At 62.1% G+C, this 18,693-nt stretch carries 15 protein-coding genes; 3 read left to right on the top strand and 12 right to left on the bottom strand.

Annotated features, from left to right (window positions below):
• Together IVA91_RS15155 and IVA91_RS15150 are read right to left on the bottom strand one after the other, a co-directional pair.
• Window positions 1-272, bottom strand: a 272-nt coding sequence (locus IVA91_RS15155) for a hypothetical protein (RefSeq protein ID WP_247458893.1), incomplete at its 3' end; no start/stop codon positions are given.
• A gap of 2,536 nt (window positions 273-2,808) precedes the next feature.
• Window positions 2,809-3,381 (bottom strand): hypothetical protein, encoded by a 573-nt coding sequence (locus tag IVA91_RS15150; RefSeq protein WP_247448976.1) that lies wholly within the window; start codon window positions 3,379-3,381, stop codon window positions 2,809-2,811.
• A gap of 97 nt (window positions 3,382-3,478) precedes the next feature.
• Between IVA91_RS15150 and IVA91_RS15145 the strand changes: the two genes are divergently transcribed.
• Window positions 3,479-4,063 carry an HAD family hydrolase gene (locus IVA91_RS15145; RefSeq protein ID WP_346015490.1) on the top strand — a complete coding sequence of 195 codons (585 nt, stop codon included), beginning with the start codon at window positions 3,479-3,481 and terminating at the stop codon, window positions 4,061-4,063.
• Window positions 4,064-4,699: 636 nt separating this feature from the next.
• On the opposite strand, the gene IVA91_RS15140 is transcribed toward IVA91_RS15145, so the two are convergent.
• Together IVA91_RS15140 and IVA91_RS15135 are read right to left on the bottom strand one after the other, a co-directional pair.
• Window positions 4,700-5,248: a hypothetical protein gene (locus IVA91_RS15140; RefSeq protein ID WP_247458892.1), complete on the bottom strand. Its 549-nt coding sequence runs from the start codon at window positions 5,246-5,248 to the stop codon at window positions 4,700-4,702.
• A 455-nt stretch (window positions 5,249-5,703) separates the two neighbouring features.
• Complete coding sequence (locus tag IVA91_RS15135) at window positions 5,704-6,927, bottom strand: AMP-binding protein (RefSeq protein WP_247448974.1); 1,224 nt, start codon at window positions 6,925-6,927, stop codon at window positions 5,704-5,706.
• A gap of 89 nt (window positions 6,928-7,016) precedes the next feature.
• On the opposite strand from IVA91_RS15135, the gene IVA91_RS15130 reads away from it, so the two are divergent.
• A complete protein-coding gene (locus tag IVA91_RS15130) occupies window positions 7,017-8,171 on the top strand; it encodes an AGE family epimerase/isomerase (RefSeq protein ID WP_247448973.1) in 1,155 nt (384 codons plus the stop codon).
• Here the strand turns inward: IVA91_RS15130 and IVA91_RS15125 are convergent.
• From IVA91_RS15125 to IVA91_RS15100, 6 genes are all read right to left on the bottom strand, one after another.
• Window positions 8,168-9,007, bottom strand: a complete 840-nt coding sequence (locus tag IVA91_RS15125; protein WP_247448972.1) for an ABC transporter ATP-binding protein — start codon at window positions 9,005-9,007, stop codon at window positions 8,168-8,170. The two genes, IVA91_RS15130 and IVA91_RS15125, sit on opposite strands and share 4 nt — an antisense overlap.
• 142 nt (window positions 9,008-9,149) lie before the next feature.
• Window positions 9,150-10,433, bottom strand: coding sequence for an ABC transporter substrate-binding protein (locus IVA91_RS15120; protein WP_247448971.1), 1,284 nt, complete (start codon window positions 10,431-10,433; stop codon window positions 9,150-9,152).
• A 42-nt stretch (window positions 10,434-10,475) separates the two neighbouring features.
• Window positions 10,476-11,549 carry a branched-chain amino acid ABC transporter permease gene (locus IVA91_RS15115; protein WP_247458891.1) on the bottom strand — a complete coding sequence of 358 codons (1,074 nt, stop codon included), beginning with the start codon at window positions 11,547-11,549 and terminating at the stop codon, window positions 10,476-10,478.
• Window positions 11,550-11,552: 3 nt separating this feature from the next.
• Complete coding sequence (locus IVA91_RS15110) at window positions 11,553-12,446, bottom strand: branched-chain amino acid ABC transporter permease (RefSeq protein WP_247278769.1); 894 nt, start codon at window positions 12,444-12,446, stop codon at window positions 11,553-11,555.
• Between the two features lie 118 nt (window positions 12,447-12,564).
• The gene (locus IVA91_RS15105) at window positions 12,565-14,496 is read right to left on the bottom strand and encodes a long-chain fatty acid--CoA ligase (RefSeq protein ID WP_247458890.1); all 1,932 of its coding nucleotides are present in this window, start codon (window positions 14,494-14,496) and stop codon (window positions 12,565-12,567) included.
• Window positions 14,493-15,314 (bottom strand): ABC transporter ATP-binding protein, encoded by an 822-nt coding sequence (locus IVA91_RS15100; protein ID WP_247448968.1) that lies wholly within the window; start codon window positions 15,312-15,314, stop codon window positions 14,493-14,495. The genes IVA91_RS15105 and IVA91_RS15100 overlap by 4 nt, the downstream gene beginning before the upstream one ends.
• Before the next feature lie 334 nt (window positions 15,315-15,648).
• On the opposite strand from IVA91_RS15100, the gene IVA91_RS15095 reads away from it, so the two are divergent.
• On the top strand, window positions 15,649-16,323 hold the full coding sequence (locus IVA91_RS15095; protein ID WP_247448967.1) for a Crp/Fnr family transcriptional regulator: 675 nt from the start codon (window positions 15,649-15,651) through the stop codon (window positions 16,321-16,323).
• Here the strand turns inward: IVA91_RS15095 and IVA91_RS15090 are convergent.
• Both IVA91_RS15090 and IVA91_RS15085 read right to left on the bottom strand, forming a co-directional pair.
• Window positions 16,320-17,582 (bottom strand): MFS transporter, encoded by a 1,263-nt coding sequence (locus IVA91_RS15090; RefSeq protein ID WP_247458889.1) that lies wholly within the window; start codon window positions 17,580-17,582, stop codon window positions 16,320-16,322. The two genes, IVA91_RS15095 and IVA91_RS15090, sit on opposite strands and share 4 nt — an antisense overlap.
• 176 nt (window positions 17,583-17,758) lie before the next feature.
• A complete protein-coding gene (locus IVA91_RS15085; RefSeq protein ID WP_247448965.1) occupies window positions 17,759-18,598 on the bottom strand; it encodes a uroporphyrinogen-III synthase in 840 nt (279 codons plus the stop codon).
• Window positions 18,599-18,693: the final 95 nt, after the last annotated feature.

Below are 18,693 nucleotides of genomic sequence, written 5' to 3'. Positions count from 1 at the left end.
GCGCTGCGTCTGCGCACTGTTTTTATCTGCTCGGCATGCATAGGAAAGGAACCTTTCATCCCAGCAATTTGAAGCGCCGTAGAGCCGCTGCTGATGGGGCTGCTATGTAGTTCGAACAGTCGCGACAGAGTCAGGGGGTAGCTGTTCGGAATCCACTTGGCATGTTTGCTTCTGCGTTGCCTCCGATCATCCCGGACGATCGGCTCGACCGTGCATAAATGCTCAGGCGACTGGGTAATCAGTCTCCGCGCATCCACAATTCTTTTCGGCATGGAAAAATTCTGAGGCGGCAGACCCGTGCCGTTTCGTCCCGCAAATTGGCCCGCCACAACAAGCGGTTCTGTCCGGCATGAATGCCGAGTGGCTGCGCAGCGGAGCTGCCCGAGGCCATTCACCTTGCGTTGCGTGAATCAACGAAGGAACAGGCGGCGAGCGGGATCAGGACGGCCGTCAGTGCAATGTGGACATTTTTCCGTCGCGAAGGGTTGAGCGCCGTTCGGCCGGCTGAGCAGAATTGGCCAGACATCGCCCCGTAAACGGATACGCTGGAAGCCCTATCAGCGCCGGATTAAAGCTTCGCGACTACTGACAAGACTTGGACCAAAACCAACCTGCGTGGCTGCGACCGAGCAGTCAGCATCTTCAACCATCTGCGCCCTTCGGCCACCTGAAGACAATGACTTTCATCGCGGCGCTGCGCCGCGATTGGATTGATGCGCCCTGGCTGGGTGGCGCGCCCCGTGAATGGTGAGCTCTTCACGCTCGACGTCGAGAAGGTGCTGGCGCAAAGTCTGGCACAAGGCGAAATCATCATCTTTCAACAACCTTAGACAACCCCAAGGGCCCGAGGCAACTTGGAAAGCCAGCGCCGGGGAACATATTCATTCGTGGCGTGCATTTATGCAAGAAGCGTAGAAGGCCAGGAGCTGAACACGAGCTAGATGCACTCGCCGAACGCTTTTAAGGGATTCCCCCTCTGGACATGGCGCACGATCCTGGCCGTAGGCTACAGTTACCATCTAGCACGACCAAAAGAAACCCGGCCGAAGTTGCGAGCCGGCAGGAGTATGGACTGTACATCACGAACGGCATCACCGAGCGTGGCCGGCATCTATCATGAAACGTCGGAGCGCGAAGGTGAAGCGGCGCCGGGCAATCCACTGCTGCCTATGACTTGTCCGTGCGCTCACCTACGGGTGAGCATCATACTGTTCAGTTTAATTCGGAGACCTGCCATGCAGGCGAATTGCTCGCAATGATTTTGCTCGCTTGTGCGTTTTGGAGCAGCAGCCAAGCGCAAATATGCGCGACCCATCCGGAGAGACCTTGGCCGCCTCGATCTTCGACAGGCATGAACTCAGGCGGCAAACGACACGCCAGACTCGAGGGCAGTTTGCAGCTAACGCACAGGACTAAAGGCGAAATCCAAAGCACTGGAGGGCAAAATGAGCGGACGGGACGAGCTTATGGGCGATTTTTGGAATTGATGCAGGCTGCATCAGAAGTAGCGTTCCCTCACTGGGGGACATTGCGGACTACGAAGATCTCTCCATGCATGACGCCGCCTGGCACGTCGGGATCGTCTCCAGCTCGCGTAGCCAAGTGCTCAAAACGGCAAGCCGGCAAACGACAGCCGATCTCTTCATAAACCTCTCTTACAATACATTCCAGGAAAGACTCGTTGCCTTCGCGATGGCCCCCAAACAATCCAACTTTCCCCGGATGTAGGATTCCAGGAACAGTGTCACGCTGCTGCAATAGAAGACGCCCGTCCTGAGCAAGAAGAATGGCGGCGGTCGCTTCCCGTCGTTTACCGTTCATGAGATTGCATCGCTGATCGGTGCCTCTTTGCTCGATGACGAACCGAACAGGACCTTGCTGAATCGCAAGGCTTGGCGCGCAACTGGCGCGCCGAAAACACTAATACGAGCAGGCGAGACTGCGTCACAGGCGAGATCTGCATATTGAAACAACCATGTCTCTCGTCGTCTGCGCCTGCACAGCGTGATCTCGGAGCGAAGGTCGAGCAGCTAATTGGTCGCCTGTGACCGGTCTTCGGGTTGCGCGAACTTCACGTGCTGAGCGTCGCCGGAGCTCTCGTTACATATTGGACGAGTCTGACTTGGCATCGTGTCTCGCGGAGTGGTGTAGCTGGTCATTATCCGGCGAGTCGGAAGACTTCAGATTGCCATGGCGGGCAAGCTGCCCATGGAATCATAGCCCAATGGAACGGTAGTTTCTAGGTAAGGTAAGGGCGCGCTGCACAAACGAGGTCCTTGTCGGGAACTGGTCCTTCGACGCCCGATTAGGGTCCTGCGGCGGGCGACGTTGCGCGAGAACGCGGTCCAGAATGCCTAGGCCTCGGAGGAGCCGATGTCCATGCCGAACATCCCGCGTCGGCCGTCACTGTTGACGCCGGGAGTTCAGACTGTAGATAACGGCCTACCAGCGATTTAGAAACAGCGGCCAAGTTGTGGCTGTTCCCGCCGGGCAGCCAATCCTGCTGGAGCAGATCTTTGCGATTTCCGCTGCGACAGGTATCACGTTCCTGATCCTCGCGCTTAGCTCATCATGCTCGCAGCCCAGCTTCCAATTGGCTTCCATTTTGGTCTGTACCGAGAAACATGAGTTGCGAAATTCTGCGCAAAAGGTGCGGATAGGCCGCTAAACGCCCGCCAGCCCATTTGTCGCTGAGCCCACCCCTGTAGGCCAGGTGCACAGCCATTGAGACGTTGAAACTTGGCGTGTTTTGATTCGCGAGGGAGGGCTCTGATCTTGCTTCTGCAATTTACAAGTCCACACGCGAGGTCAGTCCTGATCATCGGATCTTCGTGCTATCGCGCAGTCTGATGCGGTGCGATTGGAGTTTGCTTGGCCCGATCGGCGAAAATTACTCAATTCTCTTATCAGCAGGAGCCGCCGAAGCTGCGTTCCGTTCAGGAGCGCTTCAAACAGGGACAGAATTTCGCGTGCCTGGACATAGATTTCCATGTTCAGGGCGTGCTGATCGAAGCCGTAGGAGCGGAGCCGGGCTTCGATTTCAACGGCAGAAGCCGGATCGAGCTGCCAATCCAGCGCGTTCCTAATCGTGTAGATTTCGGCGGCGTCCTGTAAGTCGGGAGGCATGCCCGCGACGTCCACGCGCCGAAGCGTCATCTCGACCGCCTTCTGCCGGTACGCGCTAAGGAGCCTGTGTCGCAGAACCCGGTAGCGCTGCATCTCCCAGGAGAGTTCGGCAATGTCAATGGCGAGGAGCCATTCGATAGCCGACCGCGGATTGATGTCGCGAAAGATTGCAGCCTGAAGCGCGTGATAGTGATCGATGTTCTCTCCAGGCAGGAGCTGTGGTGCAGGACAAAGCGCTTCGAGGTGAGGGGGCAACGCAGCCAGCGTTAGCGGGTGAGCAGCACAGAGAAAGACGCAAGATGCGCTGGCAGAGGTCCTGCCTGATCGTGCGACTGTTGAAAAGAAGCAGGGATTGTCGGAAGATCGGCTGTTAACCGTGCAACTTGGCCGTAAAGATTTGATGCGTCCGGCAGTTTTTTTTGATCGTGATGGCGTCCTCAATGAGGATGACGGCTATGCTTTTGATCCGAACAAAATCCGGTGGGTGAAAGGGGCCCAGCAGGCCGTAAAGGCAGTCAATGATGCTGGTTATCTCGCGTTCATCGTGACGAACCAATCAGGAATCGCCAGGGGGTTTTACGAGGAGCGGCATGTTCGCAATTTGCACGAATGGATGTCGCGTGAGCTTGCTGTCGTTGGTGCGCATATTGATGCGTTCGAATTTTGTCCGCATCATCCCGATGGCCTGATTGCGCGGTATCGTGTCGTCTGCAACTGCCGCAAGCCGCAACCAGGGATGATCAAAGCTCTGCTTGAACGGTATCCGGTAGATATCGGTGCTAGCTTCATGATCGGCGACAAGCAGAGTGATCTTGCTGCAGCGCAAGCGGCTGGCATCGCAGCCCATTTGTTTGATGGGTCAAACCTCCATGCGTTCATCGCCCCGCTGTTGAATGAACGGGGTCCCGATCACCCCGCATCGAACACGGTCCCATAACGGCCGCGGAAAAGGGGGATTGATGCCGTCACTCTTGCGATGGTTCGCTCGCTAGCCGAATTCAAGGAGGTAAGTTGGCGTCAAAGCGAATCGAAGCCAATCGGGCAAACGCAGCGAAGAGTACAGGTCCGCAAACAAACGCCGGGAAAGCAACCTCGAGCCGCAACGCTTATCGGCATGGCTTATCGCGTTGGGACGAAGCCGCGGATTCTGGGCCCGCCGGGTTCGATGCAGCCCTTGCGGAGGAGCTTAACGGCACGGGCTTGGAAATCGCGCTTCAAGATCTGGCTCAAGCCAGGAGTCGACAGGATCACCTGCGAGCTCTTAGGCTACGTCAAGGGGCGTGGGGACCATCGAAGCGGGAGTTCAACCTGTTCTACTTGATGGTGCGGCAGAACTTACGTCGACCCAGCCCGCCCATGAGATTCCTCATTGGCCCAATCTGATCCTCGGAAAGCCGCTGCTTTCTGCCGCTCAAGGTAACGGGCACCGTTTGGAAGGCGAATTTTCGCGTGATCCCGGCCAAGCTCACGGCGCCTTTGGGCCTGCCCGCCGGATTGCCGGCCTTTTTTGAAACGCGTTTCCTCCGGCGGCTGCTTTCGTTTGGATGCACTTCCGCGTCCTGGTCCGGAGTCTCTAGTAGACATTCTCACCTCCTGCGCGAGCCTTCAGGAGGGCCTCCTCTTTAAGCAGTTTCAGCAGGGCAAGATCGCGCTCATATTCGGCGAAATACGGTCTCAAGGTCCCCTCGTCCCGAGGCGGCGGACCTTCTCGCAGCAAAATGTATCCTGCGAGATCCATCGGTACGTTCTTCGGAACATGGATTACCGACGATTCCTGCAGGACCTCAGCTTCGAGCAGCTCAGCGCGTTGGCATTCGCGTAGGAACTGCTTGATCGGACGAAGCTGCCCGTTGATAATTCTGGCGAATAGGCCGTGAAGCGTCGCCTCATGCGGATGCAGCTTGGCGATGCGGCCGTTGAGCTTGACCTCGACTGGCTGGTCCAAAAATTTCGTAAGCTTCGACGACTGCCGGGAATACACGCTTTTTGGGCGGGTGCGCCGCTGGGGCTGCGGCCGTACTCCGAACTGAGTAGCCTTCGGCGGCTTGCCATAGCCTACCTGGTAGGGACGCCGCTCGTCATGCATGCGGCGCTTGGCGCTCTCGGCTTCATCAGATTCCATCGTCTCATCTCCATCTTTGGCGGCACGCCACGGAGTGAGACCTCTTGTGCAGCAGAGAGCCACGCGAAGATGTCACACGCCGAGACGCGATCGTCGCGCATCTCGTTCGTGTCGGTTATCTTTCGTGTTTCTGAAGCGGCGAGTTCGGGTGGTTCGTCCCGATCGCTAACGCTTACTTAGGCATGAAAATCGCAGCCGTCAAACATATTTGGGCGAATGCGATTCCTGAACTGAGCACCTGAACGATGAAGCTCCGATGCACGCATTGCAGAGAGCCTTCGCGTTTGCGCCCTCGCATTCCCGCCGAGCGGCGGATCGAATTCCCGCCACCAATCTCACCGGAATCTTGCCTTCAAAGCCTTGGTTTCGCGCAATTTTCCGCGAGCTGAGGTGAGCAAGGATGCGGTTTTTGATGATTTTACCGTGTTAATTCCCGATTGAGCGAACGGGCCAAGTCAGCGCTCGTCCGCGATCACCTTGCCGTCGTTCGGCAGCACGCCGGGGCTGACTAGCTCGACGTTGCCGCCGAGCTTCGTCACGGCACGCAAGGTGCTGGCGATCTGCTCGCGCAACGCGTCGCTCGCAGCTGTCGTTTCCGCTTTCAGCGTCATTGCGTCGGTCTCGCCCTGGCGCGAGACGACGAGGCGTAGTCGTCCGAGTGCGGAATGGCGCTTGCCGATTTCGGCAATCTGCTCGGGGCGGACGAACATGCCCTTCACCTTTGTAGTCTGGTCGGCGCGGCCCATCCATCCCTTGATGCGCATGTTGGTGCGTCCGCACGGGCTGACGCCCGGCAGGGCCGCGGTGAGGTCGCCGAGCGCGAGGCGGATCCAGGGATGGTGCGGGTCGAGCGAGGTGACGACGATCTCGCCGACGTCGCCCGGCGCAACCGGATCCCCCGTGCCGGGCTTGACGATCTCCAGGATCAGGTCCTCGTTGACGACCATGCCTTCGCGGGCTTCGGTCTCGAAGGCAATGAGGCCGAGATCGGCGGTGCCGAAGGCCTGATAGGCGTCGATGCCGCGCGCCTTCATCTCGGCCTGCAGCGAGGGCGGAAACGCCGCGCCCGAGACCAGAGCGCGCTTGATCGAGGAGATGTCGCGGCCGCCGCTTGCTGCGGCATCGAGCAGGATCTTCAGGAAATCCGGCGTGCCGATGTAGCCGACCGGCCGGTAAGCCTCGATCAGCTCGAACTGCTGTTCGGCATTGCCGGGACCCGCCGGAATCACCGCGCATCCAAGCGCACGTGCCGATGCGTCGAAGATGAAGCCGCCCGGAGTGAGGTGGTAGCTGAAGGTGTTGAGCACGACGTCGTCCGGGCGGAACCCGGCTGCGAACAGCGCCCGTGCGCCGCGCCAGGGGTCGGCTTGGCGCCCCTCCGGCTCGAAAATGGGCCCAGGGGAGGTGAAAAGGCGGGCGAACGCCCCCGGCGCGGCCGCCACAAGGCCGCCGAACGGCCTGGAAGCCTTGTGCAGGGCCGGTAGTTCCGACTTGCGCAGCACGGGCAGGCCCGCCAGCGCCTCTCTAGACCTCACCGAGGCGGGGTCGAGGCCCCTCAGCCGCTCGGCATAGGCTGGAGCGGCCATCGCGCCGCGCAGGACCTCCGGGAGCCGGGAAAACAGCTCGGCCTCGCGCGCGCCCTGGTCGCGCGTTTCGAGGGCGTCGTAATGAGCGGTCATGGCTGATCTTTCCGGGTTGGCATGGTCCGTTGCACGCCGCCGCCGGCATCGGTATCAGACGGCCATTGGCGAGGCTTGAAGAGGACCCGATGGCGGACGAAGGAAGTATTGCGGCGGACGAGGCGGTGGACGTCGTCGCGCGCCTGAAGCGCCGCATGATCGAGGAGGCGCTGCCGCTGTGGTCGACCATCGGCTGGGATCACGCCACGGGCGGTTTCATCGACCGGCTGCACCCGAACGGCACGGCGGACGCGGCCGCGCCGCGGCGCGTGTTCGTGCAGGCGCGCCAGATCTATTGCTACGCCAAGGCCGCGCAGATGGGCTGGTATCCCGAGGGGCGAGCGATCGCGCTGAAGGGGCTGGAGCATCTGTTGGACAGAGCGAAGGCGCCCGACGGCCGGCCCGGCTATGTGCACCGGCTGGCGCCGGAAGGGGCGGTGCTGGATGCCCGGCGCGATGCCTATGACCATGCCTTCATCCTGTTTGCGCTCGCGACGGTCTACGCCTTCGACCAGGATGCACAGGTGCGCGCCGAGATGGATGCGCTGCTCGCCTTCCTCGACGGCCATCTGCGCTCGCCGCATGGTGGCGTCCACGAAGGCCTTCCGGTCTCGCTGCCGCGCCGGCAGAACCCGCACATGCATCTGTTCGAGGCGATGATCGCCTGCTTCGAGGCGACCCACGATCTGTCGTTCCAGAACCGCGCCGGTGAGTTCTTTGCGCTGTTCCTCGCTAATCTCTATGACAAGCGCAAGTGCGTGCTCGGCGAGTATTTCGAGGAGGACTGGTCGAAGATCGAGCCGACCAGCGTCGAGCCGGGTCACCAGGCGGAATGGGTCTGGCTCCTGAAGGGCTTCGAACGCATCACGGGATGCCCGACCGCGCAGCGGCGCGCCGAACTGTTGGCAACCTCGCTGCGCTACCGCGACGAGGCCACGGGCTGCCTGATCGACGAGGGCGACGACGCTGGCAACATCCGCCGCAGCACGCGTCGGCTGTGGCCCCAGACCGAAATCGCGAAGGCGTGGATCGCGCAGGCCGAGTCCGGCGAGGCCGGCGCGGCGGATGAAGCGCGTGCAGCGCTGTTGCGGCTCGAACGGCATTATCTCAGCCATCCCGTGAAGGGCGGCTGGTACGATCAGTTCGACCGCGACGGCAAATCGCTGATCGACACCATTCCTGCGTCGTCGTTCTATCATGTTCTCTGCGCAGTCACGGAAGCGGAACAGGTGCTGGAAAGTTAAAGCCAACGCTTGCGCCGCTTGAAGCTCTTGAGGTTCTTGAAGCTCTTGCGCTGGTCGCCGGCGCCGCCGAGGTAGAATTCCTTGACGTCCTCGTTGTCGCGCAGTTCGTCCGCGGTGCCGTCGAGCACGACCTTGCCTTGCTCCATGATGTAGCCGTGGCTCGCCACCGAGAGTGCGGCGCGCGCGTTCTGCTCGACCAGCAGAATGGTGACGCCGAGGTCGCGGTTGATCTTCTGGATGATCGAGAACACCTCCTTCACCAGCAGCGGCGACAATCCCATGGACGGCTCGTCCATCAAGATCATTTTCGGGCGCGCCATCAGCGCGCGGCCGATCGCAAGCATCTGTTGCTCGCCGCCCGAGAGATAACCGGCAAGTCCGGTGCGTTCCTTCAGGCGCGGGAAGTAGTTGAAGACCATGTCGAGGTCGGCATCGACCTCGCGATCCCTGCGGGTGAAGGCGCCGAGCCTGAGGTTCTCCAGCGAGGTCATGTCGGCGACGATGCGCCGGCCCTCCATCACCTGGAAGATGCCGCGGCGCACGATCTTGTCGGGATCGATGCCGTTAATGCGGTCGCCCTCGAACAGGATATCGCCACGCGTGACCTCGCCGTCCTCGGTCTTGAGTAGTCCCGAGATCGCCTTCAGCGTCGTCGACTTGCCGGCGCCGTTGGCCCCTAGCAGCGCCACGATCGCGCCCTTGGGCACATCGAGGCTGAGGCCGCGCAGCACCAGGATGACGTCGTCATAGACGACCTCGATGTTGCGCACGCTGAGGAGGACGGGCGCAGGCACGATGCTGGGGTTGGGGCGCGTTGCTTCGGCGGTCTGGGTCATGCAGTCTTCTCCGCTGTCGTCACCCGCGAAGGCGGGGTGACCCAGTATTCCAGAGACGCCCAACGTTCCCGAGAGGTCGCGGCGTACTGGATCCCCCGCCTTCGCGGGGGATGACAGTTGTGTTGGGGGCCAAAGCGGGGGCTCACCACCCCAGCAATTCCGGCTTGCGCGGCAGTTCGACGGTCTTGACCTTCTCGAGCTTGATCGTGCCCTTGGCCATGAGGTCGTTGAGGTCGCCATCGGTCGCACCTGAGACCTTGGTGCGATAGAGATCGACCTTCAACGTGCCGCGGTGGTCCTTGTCGGTCCAGGTCGAGGGATTGCAGACGCCTTCCATTCCGGCCGGAACCCAGTCCTTCTTCTGGTAGAAGCCTTTGGCAACGTTCTCGCCCGTGGCGCCGCCGTTCTTGGCAGCCCAGTCGAGCGCTTCCTTCATGTACAGCGCTGAGCAGACGGCGGCGACGTAGTGTACGGGACGATAGACCTTGCCGGTGGGATCGGACATCTTGGAGATCTCCATCAGGGTCTTCATGCCCGGCGCATCGCCGCCCCAACTCACCGCGGTGCGCAAGGGGAAAATCACGCCATTGGCGGCATCGCCTGCAGTCTTGGCGGCGTTCTCGTCCATGCCCCAGACGTTGCCGAGGAACTGGATCTCGACGCCCGCGGTCTTGCAGGCCTTCATCACCGAGATGTTGGAGGCCGCGGTGTTGCCGAGATAGGCGTAGTTGGCGCCCGAAGATTTCAGGCTGAGGCACTGCGCGCTGTAGTCACCGGGTGCGAGCGCGAACACCAGCGGCGGCAGCACCTCGAAGCCGAGCTCCTGTGCCATGGCTTCGCCGGCGGCCTTCGGCGCGTTCGGATAGGGATGGTTGGCGCCCATGTGGACGAATTTCGGCTTGCCGGACTTTCCCTTGGTCTTCCAGTCCTCGGCCGCCCAAATCAGCATCGCGCGTAGCGCGTCGGAATAGCTCGGGCCGTAGAAGAAATTGTAGGGAGCAGGCTTGGCTTTGCCGCTGACGCCTTCGGGATCGGTCAGCGCGGCGGCATAGGAGCCGGACATGTCTGGAATCTTGTCCTGTGCGAGGAAGCCGGTCAGCGCCTCGGTGTCCGCGGTGCCCCAGCCCATGATCGCAGCGACCTTCGAGTCCGGCGCCGACCACTTCTTGTAGAGCGCGATCGCACGCGGCACCTGGTAGCCATAATCGTTGGTGTCGACGTTGAGCTGCTTGCCGCCGACGCCGCCGTTTTTGTTGACCCAGGCGAAGGTGTCGGCGACGGCCTGTCCATAGGGCGTGCCCACGTCGGAGGTGCCGCCGGAATAATCGGCGAGATGTCCGATCGCGATCTGTGCCTGCGCGCTTGCCGAGAATGCGGCGATCGCAAGCGCGAGCGATGCGGTGCTCAAAAGGGACTTCATCGTCATGGGTCGGTTCCTCCTGTTATTGTTTAAGTGAAGCTTCCGCGCTCAATGCGAGAACGGGTAGAGTTTCCAGTAAGCCTTGATCTGCCGCCAGCGATGCGCGAGGCCATCAGGCTCGAACATCAGGAACGCGATGATGATCACCCCGATCGCGATCTCGCGCAGGAAGGTGATGTTGTTGTTGAGCGAGAGCGCCTTGTCGATTGCGCCTCCCTTCAAGTGTAGGCTGAGGAATTCCATCGATTCCGGCAGCAGCACCACAAAGGCGGTGCCCATCAGCGTGCCCATGATCGAGCCGGTGCCGCCGATGATGATCATGGCCAGGAACAGGATCGAGCGCTCTATGCCGAAACCTTCCTGGGAGACCACGAGCTGGTAATGCGCATAGAGCGCACCGGCAATCCCGGCGAAGAAGGCGGCGAGGCCGAACGACAGCGTGCGGTACTTGGTGAGATTGATGCCCATGATCTCCGCTGAGAGATAATGGTCGCGGATCGCCACCAGCGCGCGGCCGTCGCGCGTGCGCATCAGATTGGTGACGAGGATGTAGCTCGCCAGCACATAGGCAAGCACGACGTAGAAATACTGCCTATCCCCGCGCAGCGTGTAGCCCAGAATCGAGAACGGCTCGGCGCTCGCAGGCACCGATCCGCCCGAGAACCATTCGGCGCGGGAGAAGAAGTCGAGCAGGATGTATTGCGCGGCCAGCGTCGCGATGACGAGATAGAGGCCCTTCAGCCGCGCCGCAGGGATGCCGAAGATCAGCCCGACCAGCGCAGTGACGATCCCGGCGAGCGGAATTGCGAAGAACACCGGGATCGACGCCTTGTTGGAGATGTAGGCCGAGGTGAAGGCGCCGAGCAGGAAGAACGCGGCGTGGCCGATCGAGATCTGGCCGGTGAAGCCGACGAGAATATTCAGCCCCAGGGCCGCAATCGAGAAGATGCCAATCTGGATCAAGATGCTGAGCCAGTAGCCGCTGAAGAATTGTGGCGCGAGACACAGCAGCAGCACGCCGGCGATCGCAAAATTGCGGCTGGTCGTGGTCGGGAAGATCGTGGTGTCCGCGGCATAAGTGGTGCGGAAATCACCAGCGGGGATGAGGGCAGGGCCGGCCATAGGTCAGATCCGCTCGATGTCGTGGGTGCCGAACAGGCCGTAAGGCTTGATCATCAGCACGATGATGAGGACGTAGAAGGGCGCGATCTCGTAGAGATTGCCCCAGTGCAGATATTCGCTGTCAACATATTGCGCGACGTTCTCCAGTAGCCCAATGATAATGCCGCCGAGCACGGCGCCGCCGACCGAATCGAGTCCGCCGAGGATCGCCGCCGGAAACACTTTGATGCCGTAGGCCGCAAGGCCAGAGGACACACCGTTCACGACTGCAACGACGACGCCGGCGACGGCCGACACCGTCGCGGAGATCGCCCAGGCCATCGCGAACACGCTTTTCACGGAAATGCCGAGCGACTGCGCAACCTGCTGGTTGAATGCGGTTGCGCGCATCGCAAGACCATATTTGGAAGCGCGGAAGAACCAGGCCATGCCGATCATCATCGCCACCGACACCACGAGGCTCATGACATAGACAGTCTGGATCTGAAGGCCGAACAGACTGACCGACTGGCTCTCGAACACGCGCGGGAACGGCTGCGGATTGACGCCGAACATCCATTTCAGCGTCGCCTGGAGCACGGTGGAGAGGCCGATCGTCACCATGATCACCGAGATGATGGGCTCGCCGATCATCGGCCGCAGGATCAGGACCTGGACCGCGATACCGAAAACGAACATGAACACCAGCGTCATCGGCATGCCGATCCAGAACGGCACCTGGTATTTCGCCAGCAGGGCCCAGCACACCCACGCGCCGACCAGCAGCAGCTCGCCTTGCGCGAAATTGACGACCTGCGTCGCCTTGTAGATCAGCACGAACGACATCGCGACAACGCCATAGAGCGTGCCGACCACGAGGCCGTTGACCAGGAGCTGAAAGAGGAAGGCGGTGTTCATGTCGGTCGACCCAGTTCGTCATTGCCGGGCCCGACCCGGCAATCCATCGATGTGGACGGAAGCTTGCTCGGAAGGGGATGGATGCGCGGGTCAAGCCTGCGCATGACGATCACGTGTGTCACTCCGCGGCCTCCGCCATGTGCCGATGCCCACCCAGATCCACGACGCGCAGGGTCGTGCGGACGCGCTGCGTGGTGCCGTCCTGGAAGCGGATCACGGTGTCAACGGGAATGTCTGAATCGCCGCGGTAGATCGCATCGATGATCCCTGCGTACTTCTCGTTGATGACGCTGCGGCGCACTTTGCGTGTGCGGGTGAGTTCGCCGTCGTCGGCATCGAGCTCCTTGTAGAGCAGCAGGAAGCGCGAGATGCGCTGGGCCGGCGGCAGCGTCGCGTTGACGGTCTCCACCTCCTTGCGCAGCAAGGTATAGACCTCGGCCCGCGAGGCGAGGTCGCTGTAAGTCGTGAACGAGAGCCGGTTCTTCTCCGCCCATTTCGAGATGATGGAGTAGCGGATGCAGATCATGGCAGCGAGCGTGTCGCGGCCGGCGCCCAGCACCACGGCCTCGGCGATATAGGGCGAAAACTTCAGCTTGTTCTCGATGAATTGCGGCGAGAAGCGCTCGCCGCGCGATGTCTCGGCGAGATCCTTGATACGGTCGATGACGACCAATTGCTCCTGAGCGTTGAAATAGCCAGCATCGCCCGAGCAGAGCCACCCGTCCTTGAGGTCAGCGACGCTCGCCTCGGGGTTCTTGTAATAGCCGAGGAACATGTTGGGATGCCGCACCACGATCTCACCGACGCCGTGGACGTCGGCGTTGTCGATCCGGATCTCGACATTGTCGGCCATTGGTACGCCTGTCGTGTCGGGATCGACCTTGCCCTCGGGATGCAGCGTGTAGGCGCCCAACAGCTCGGTCTGGCCATAGAGCGTGCGCAGCGGCACACCCATCGCCTGGAAGAACTTGAACGTTTCAGGACCGAGCGCCGCGCCGCCGGTCGCGGCCGAGCGCAGACGGGTGAAACCGAGCCGGTCGCGCAGTGCGCGGAACAAGATCGCGTCGGCAAAACCCGAGCGCTTACGCTGCGCGAGTGCGGCCAGACCCGATTTCATGCCGACATCGAACAGGCGCTGCTTCAACGGCGTGGCGTCCATCACCTTGGCGCGGACATCGGCTGCGATCGATTCCCAGACGCGCGGCGCGAACAATACGAAGGTCGGCGCGATCTCGCGCAGATCGTTCATCATTGTATCCGGCTCTTCGACGAAGTTGATCTTCATCCGGCACAAGAGGCCTTTGCCGAGCACGTAGACCTGCTCCATGATCCAGGGCAGCGGCAGCACCGAGACGTATTCGTCATTAGGTCCCTTCGGATCGAAGGCGAGATAAGTCGCGCAATGGCCGAGCACGCGGCCGGCCGCGAGCATCGCCAATTTTGGATGCGAGGTGGTACCAGACGTCGTGCAGAGGATCGCGACGTCCTCACCCTTGGTCGCATCCACGAGCCGATCGTAAAGCTTCGGATCCCGAACGGCCCGCGCGCGGCCGAGCTCGGCGAATTTCTCGGCCGACATCAGCCTGGGATCGTCATATTTCCGCATGCCGCGCGGATCGGAATAGATGATGTGCTTCAGCTTCGGCACGCGGTCGGCGAGGGTGAGCAGCTTGTCGACCTGCTCCTCGTCCTCCGCGAAGACGAGCTGCGCTTCGCCATAGGTCAGGAGATAGGCGGCTTCCTCGTCCAGCACGTCGCGATAGAGCCCGAGGCTCAACCCGCCAACGGCATGGGTCGCGACTTCCGCCGCGACCCAGTCCGGCCGGTTGTCGCCGATGATGCCGATGACGTCGCCGCGGCCGAGGCCGAGCTCGACGAGCCCGAGCGCGAAGTCGCGCACCCGCGTCTGGTAGTCGTTCCAGGTGAAGATGCGCCAGAGCCCGAGATTCTTCTCGCGCAGCGCGATCTCGTTGCCATGCTCCCTCGCATTGAGCCGGAGCATCTTGGGATAGGTGTCGGCCTGCGCTACGCGTCCTGCGTAATCCATCATGCCGCGCTCTCCTGCGCCGGCGGGGCGTCGTCCGGATCGACCAGCACCTCGTCTTCCTCACCAAGATAGGCACGCTTGACGTGAGGGTCGGCAAGAACCGCCGCGGGATCGCCCTCGGCGATCTTCTTGCCGAAGTCCAGCACCATGACACGATGCGAGATGTCCATCACCACGCCCATGTCGTGCTCGATCATCACCACCGTCATCCCGAACTCCTCGTTGAGATCGACGATGTAGCGCGCCATGTCCTCCTTCTCCTCGAAGTTCATGCCGGCCATCGGCTCGTCGAGCAGGATGAGGCGCGGCTCCAGCGCCATGGCGCGGGCGAGCTCGACGCGCTTGCGCAAGCCGTAGGAGAGGGTGCCGGCGGTGGCTTTTCGCACCGATTGGAGATCGAGGAAGTCGATGATCTCCTCGACCTTGCGGCGGTGCTCGAGCTCTTCTTTGCGCGCGCCGGTGAGCCAATACAGCGAGCCCGTGAGGAAATTGTTCTTCAGGAGGTGATGGCGCCCGACCATGATGTTGTCGAGCACGCTCATGTGGTGGAACAGCGCGAGATTCTGGAAGGTGCGGCCGATGCCGAGCGAGGCGCGGGCGTTCGGCGTCAATCCGGTGATGTCGCGGCCCTGGTAGAGGAGCTGGCCTTCGGTCGGCCTGTAGCGACCGGAAATACAGTTCACGATCGAGGTCTTGCCGGCGCCGTTGGGTCCGATGATCGAGAACAGCTCGCCTTGCCTGATGGCGAAGCCCACATCGGTCAGCGCACGGACGCCACCGAATCGCAAGGACACGCCGCGCACTTCTAGACTAGCCACCAAACAAATCCCTCCCGGTGATGGCGCCTTCAGTGGCGCTCTTCATCCGTTGTTTTCGGGCGATCCTAGTACGGTCGTCCTGGTGAGGCCATGCAGCCATTGGTCTCGACCGGAGCCGCGCCGCCTTCGTGCCCATCAGGGCTCAAAGGCCGCATCGCCCAAGGTGGCTCTCAATACGGGAAAGCGCTATTTTGAAATGTCTTCGGCCTGACAATTCGGTGACAAAGTTTTTCGGGCGGGCGCGGCGTCCATCTTTGGTCGGATGGCCGCCGAGGTGATCATGTTGCAGTGCAGCAGAAGAGCGGAGTGACGAAACGGTGTGGCTGGCTTCGAGATCATGATTTCAGAGGATCAACTGAAGCGCATCGCCGCCTGGTCGCGCGAGCTCACGGAGGCCGAGATCGAGGTCGCACGCGCCGGAATCACCGAGCGGTCCTACGCCACCGGCGAGACCGTGTTCATGCGCGGCGACACCTTTGGCTACTGGGCCGGCATGGTCTTTGGCCTTGCCCGGATGGGCGGAGTGTCGCGCGACGGCAAGGAGACGAGTCTTGCCGGGCTGACGGCAGGGGCCTGGTTCGGCGAAGGCAGCGTGCTCAAGAACGAGCCGCGACGCTACGACGTGGTCGCGCTGCGCGACAGCCGGGTCGCGCTGATGGAACGCAGCGCCTTCATGTGGCTGTTTGAGAACAGTGTCGGCTTCAACCGCTTCCTGGTCCGCCAGCTCAACGAGCGGCTCGGCCAGTTCATCGGCATGCTCGAGGTCAACCGCACGCTTGACGCCACCGCGCGCCTCGCCCGCAGCATTGCCTCGCTGTTCAACCCGATCCTCTATCCCGAATCGACTGCGCATCTGCAGATCACCCAGGAGGAGATCGGCGCGCTTTCCGGCATGTCCCGCCAGAACGCCAACCGCGCGCTGAACCGGCTGGAGAAAGAGGGGCTGCTGCGGCTCGAATATGGCGGCGTCACTATCCTCGATATCGAGCGGCTGCGCGGGTACGGGGACTAACGCGCATTGGCGGGGGCGTGCACCGGCCAGAGGTCGGCGCGCCAGCGGATCGCAATCGCCAGCATCGCGATGATCCCTGAGGCGGCATAGAGCGAACCCGTGGCGGAATAGCCGATGATGTCGATCAGGCTGCCGGCCGCGAGTAGTCCGAGCGGCAGGCCGTAGATCACCATCATGCGGACACCCATGACGCGGCCGCGCAGATGTGCGCTCGCCGTCCGCATCAGGATCACGGCTGCCGAGATCATCGACATGCTCTGCGCAATGCCGGCCAGGACGAGGCAGGCCATCGCCACCGGCAGGGTCCTGATCTCAACGAACACCAGCAGCATGGCGTACCAGGCCAGCGTCGCGCCGATCAGGAGCCGGGCAATGCGCAGTCCGCTCACCAAGCTCAGCGTGATGGAGCCGATCAGCGAGCCGACGGCGAAGCTCGCCGAGAGATAGCCAAGGCCGGTCTGGTCGGTCTGAAAGATCTCCCGCGCGATGTAGGGCAGCAGTCCGCCGGTGAAAGGAAATGCGGTGAGATTGGCCAGAAAGGCGACACACAGCGCCGCGCGCATTCCCGGGCCATTCCAGGCGTAGACGATCCCCTCCTTGAGGTCGGCAAATAATCGGGACATCGCGTGACTGTTCGCCGGGAGATCGCTCGTGGTGACGGTCCTTTTCGGCCGGGTCAGGCAGAGCATGAGCAGCGCGGCCACGAGATAGAGGCATGCGATCGCCACATAGACGAGGCCAATGCCAAGAACGGCGAACAATCCGGCGCCCGTCAATGCTCCGGCGATGCGGGCGCTGTCCTGGGTGGTGCGCGCAACGCTGATGGCGCCGACCAGTTGCTCGGCCGGCATGATCTCGGCAAGCAGCGCGCCCCGGACGCCGAGATCGGAGGGCCGAATCAGGCCCATGATCGCGACGATGACCATGACACTGAGCGGCGACAAATGACCGGTCAACGCCAGAGCCATGATGGTCGACGAGAGCACCGTATAGGCAAGGCGCATCGCGACCAGCAGGTCGCGATGACCCATGCGGTCGCCGATCATGCCGAATACCGGCGCCACCAGAGTCCCGACGAACTGGAGCGATGCAAGCACGGTGAGCAGCAGCACTGAGCCGGTCTCGACCAGGATGTACCAGCCGAGCACCAGCGTTTCGACCTCGAATGCCCAGGAGGTAAGCAGGTCGGACGGCCACTGAAAGCGATAATTGCGGATGCGGAATGGCGCGAGCGCCGATCGTCGCGCGGCTGTGCTCACGACGCGATGACGCGTGTCACGGCGATTCCTTTACTTTGTTTCTTCTTCTGCGCGAGAAGGTAGCGTCGGTGACGCCGGTGTCAATCGAAGCTGCCGCATGCCGCCATGCGTCGCCGTTTCAGCGCGCCGGCTCACCGCAAGCGCGCGACCGGATCGCGGAGACCCGGCCCCGCGGATCAGCGCGTCGCCACTGGCTTCCGTTCTGCCAGCGCTGCGGCCATCGCCGAGATCAGCGGACGCATGAAAAAGGCGTCCTCTGGCGGTGAGATGTCTGTACGCAGGCCGTGCGCGGCGAGTTCGCCGGAGACCGCCGGACCTACCGAGGCGATCAGCGTCCGTTGAAGGCCTGCGCGCAACTTCGCCTCGCTGCCATGCGCTTTCGCGGCCTCGATCAGGCGGCGGACCTGGCCGAGATTGGTCAGCGCGATGGAATCGATCCGCCCCTCGGCCATATCGTCGATGGCGGCGACGATGTTGGCATCCGCCGCCTTGGAATCGTACACATACGGCAGCACGGTATCGACCTCGGCGCCTTGCGCGGCGAGCGCGCCGGTCAGCGCGCTGTGGTCCTTGTCCGGATAGAGCTGGAGGCCAAGCCGCCGGCCCGTCAGGTCCAGCCTGCCCAGCATCTCGATCACGCCCTCGCTGGTCGGCTTCTCCGTGGTCTGCTGCGCCTCGAGGCCGATCTCGCGCAGCGCCTTGCCGGGCTTTGGGCCGCGGGTGAATTTTCGCGATTTGGCAAGCGCTGCCACGAGAGCCTGATCCAGCCCACGAGCGACGGCGAGCTTCATGATCCGGCGCAGGCCTTCGCCCGTCATCAACACGAGGTCGTCGAACGGCCGGTCGATGGCGCGGCGGACCCAGGCCTCGACGGGTGCGGGATCCGGCGCATCGTGAATGGTGAACATCGGGCACTGCACGACCTCGGCGCCTTGCTCGGCGAGAAGCTTCGAAAACTGCGCCTCCTCGCGCGTCTCCAGGATGAGGATGCGGGTGCCGTTCAAGCGGTCGGCCATAGGCGTGCTCCGGTCAGTCAAATCGCAATGGTACGTTCATCCTGACTCCGCGCTTGGGATTGGCGCAAGGGCGGCGTCGGTGCTAGAGGAGGCCG

Origin of the sequence: Bradyrhizobium sp. 153, assembly GCF_023073835.1 — a bacterium.
Classification (GTDB): Bacteria; Pseudomonadota; Alphaproteobacteria; order Rhizobiales; family Xanthobacteraceae; genus Bradyrhizobium.
The sequence above is the reverse complement of the archived record's forward strand: the minus strand, read 5'-3'. Positions and strand labels throughout refer to the sequence as shown.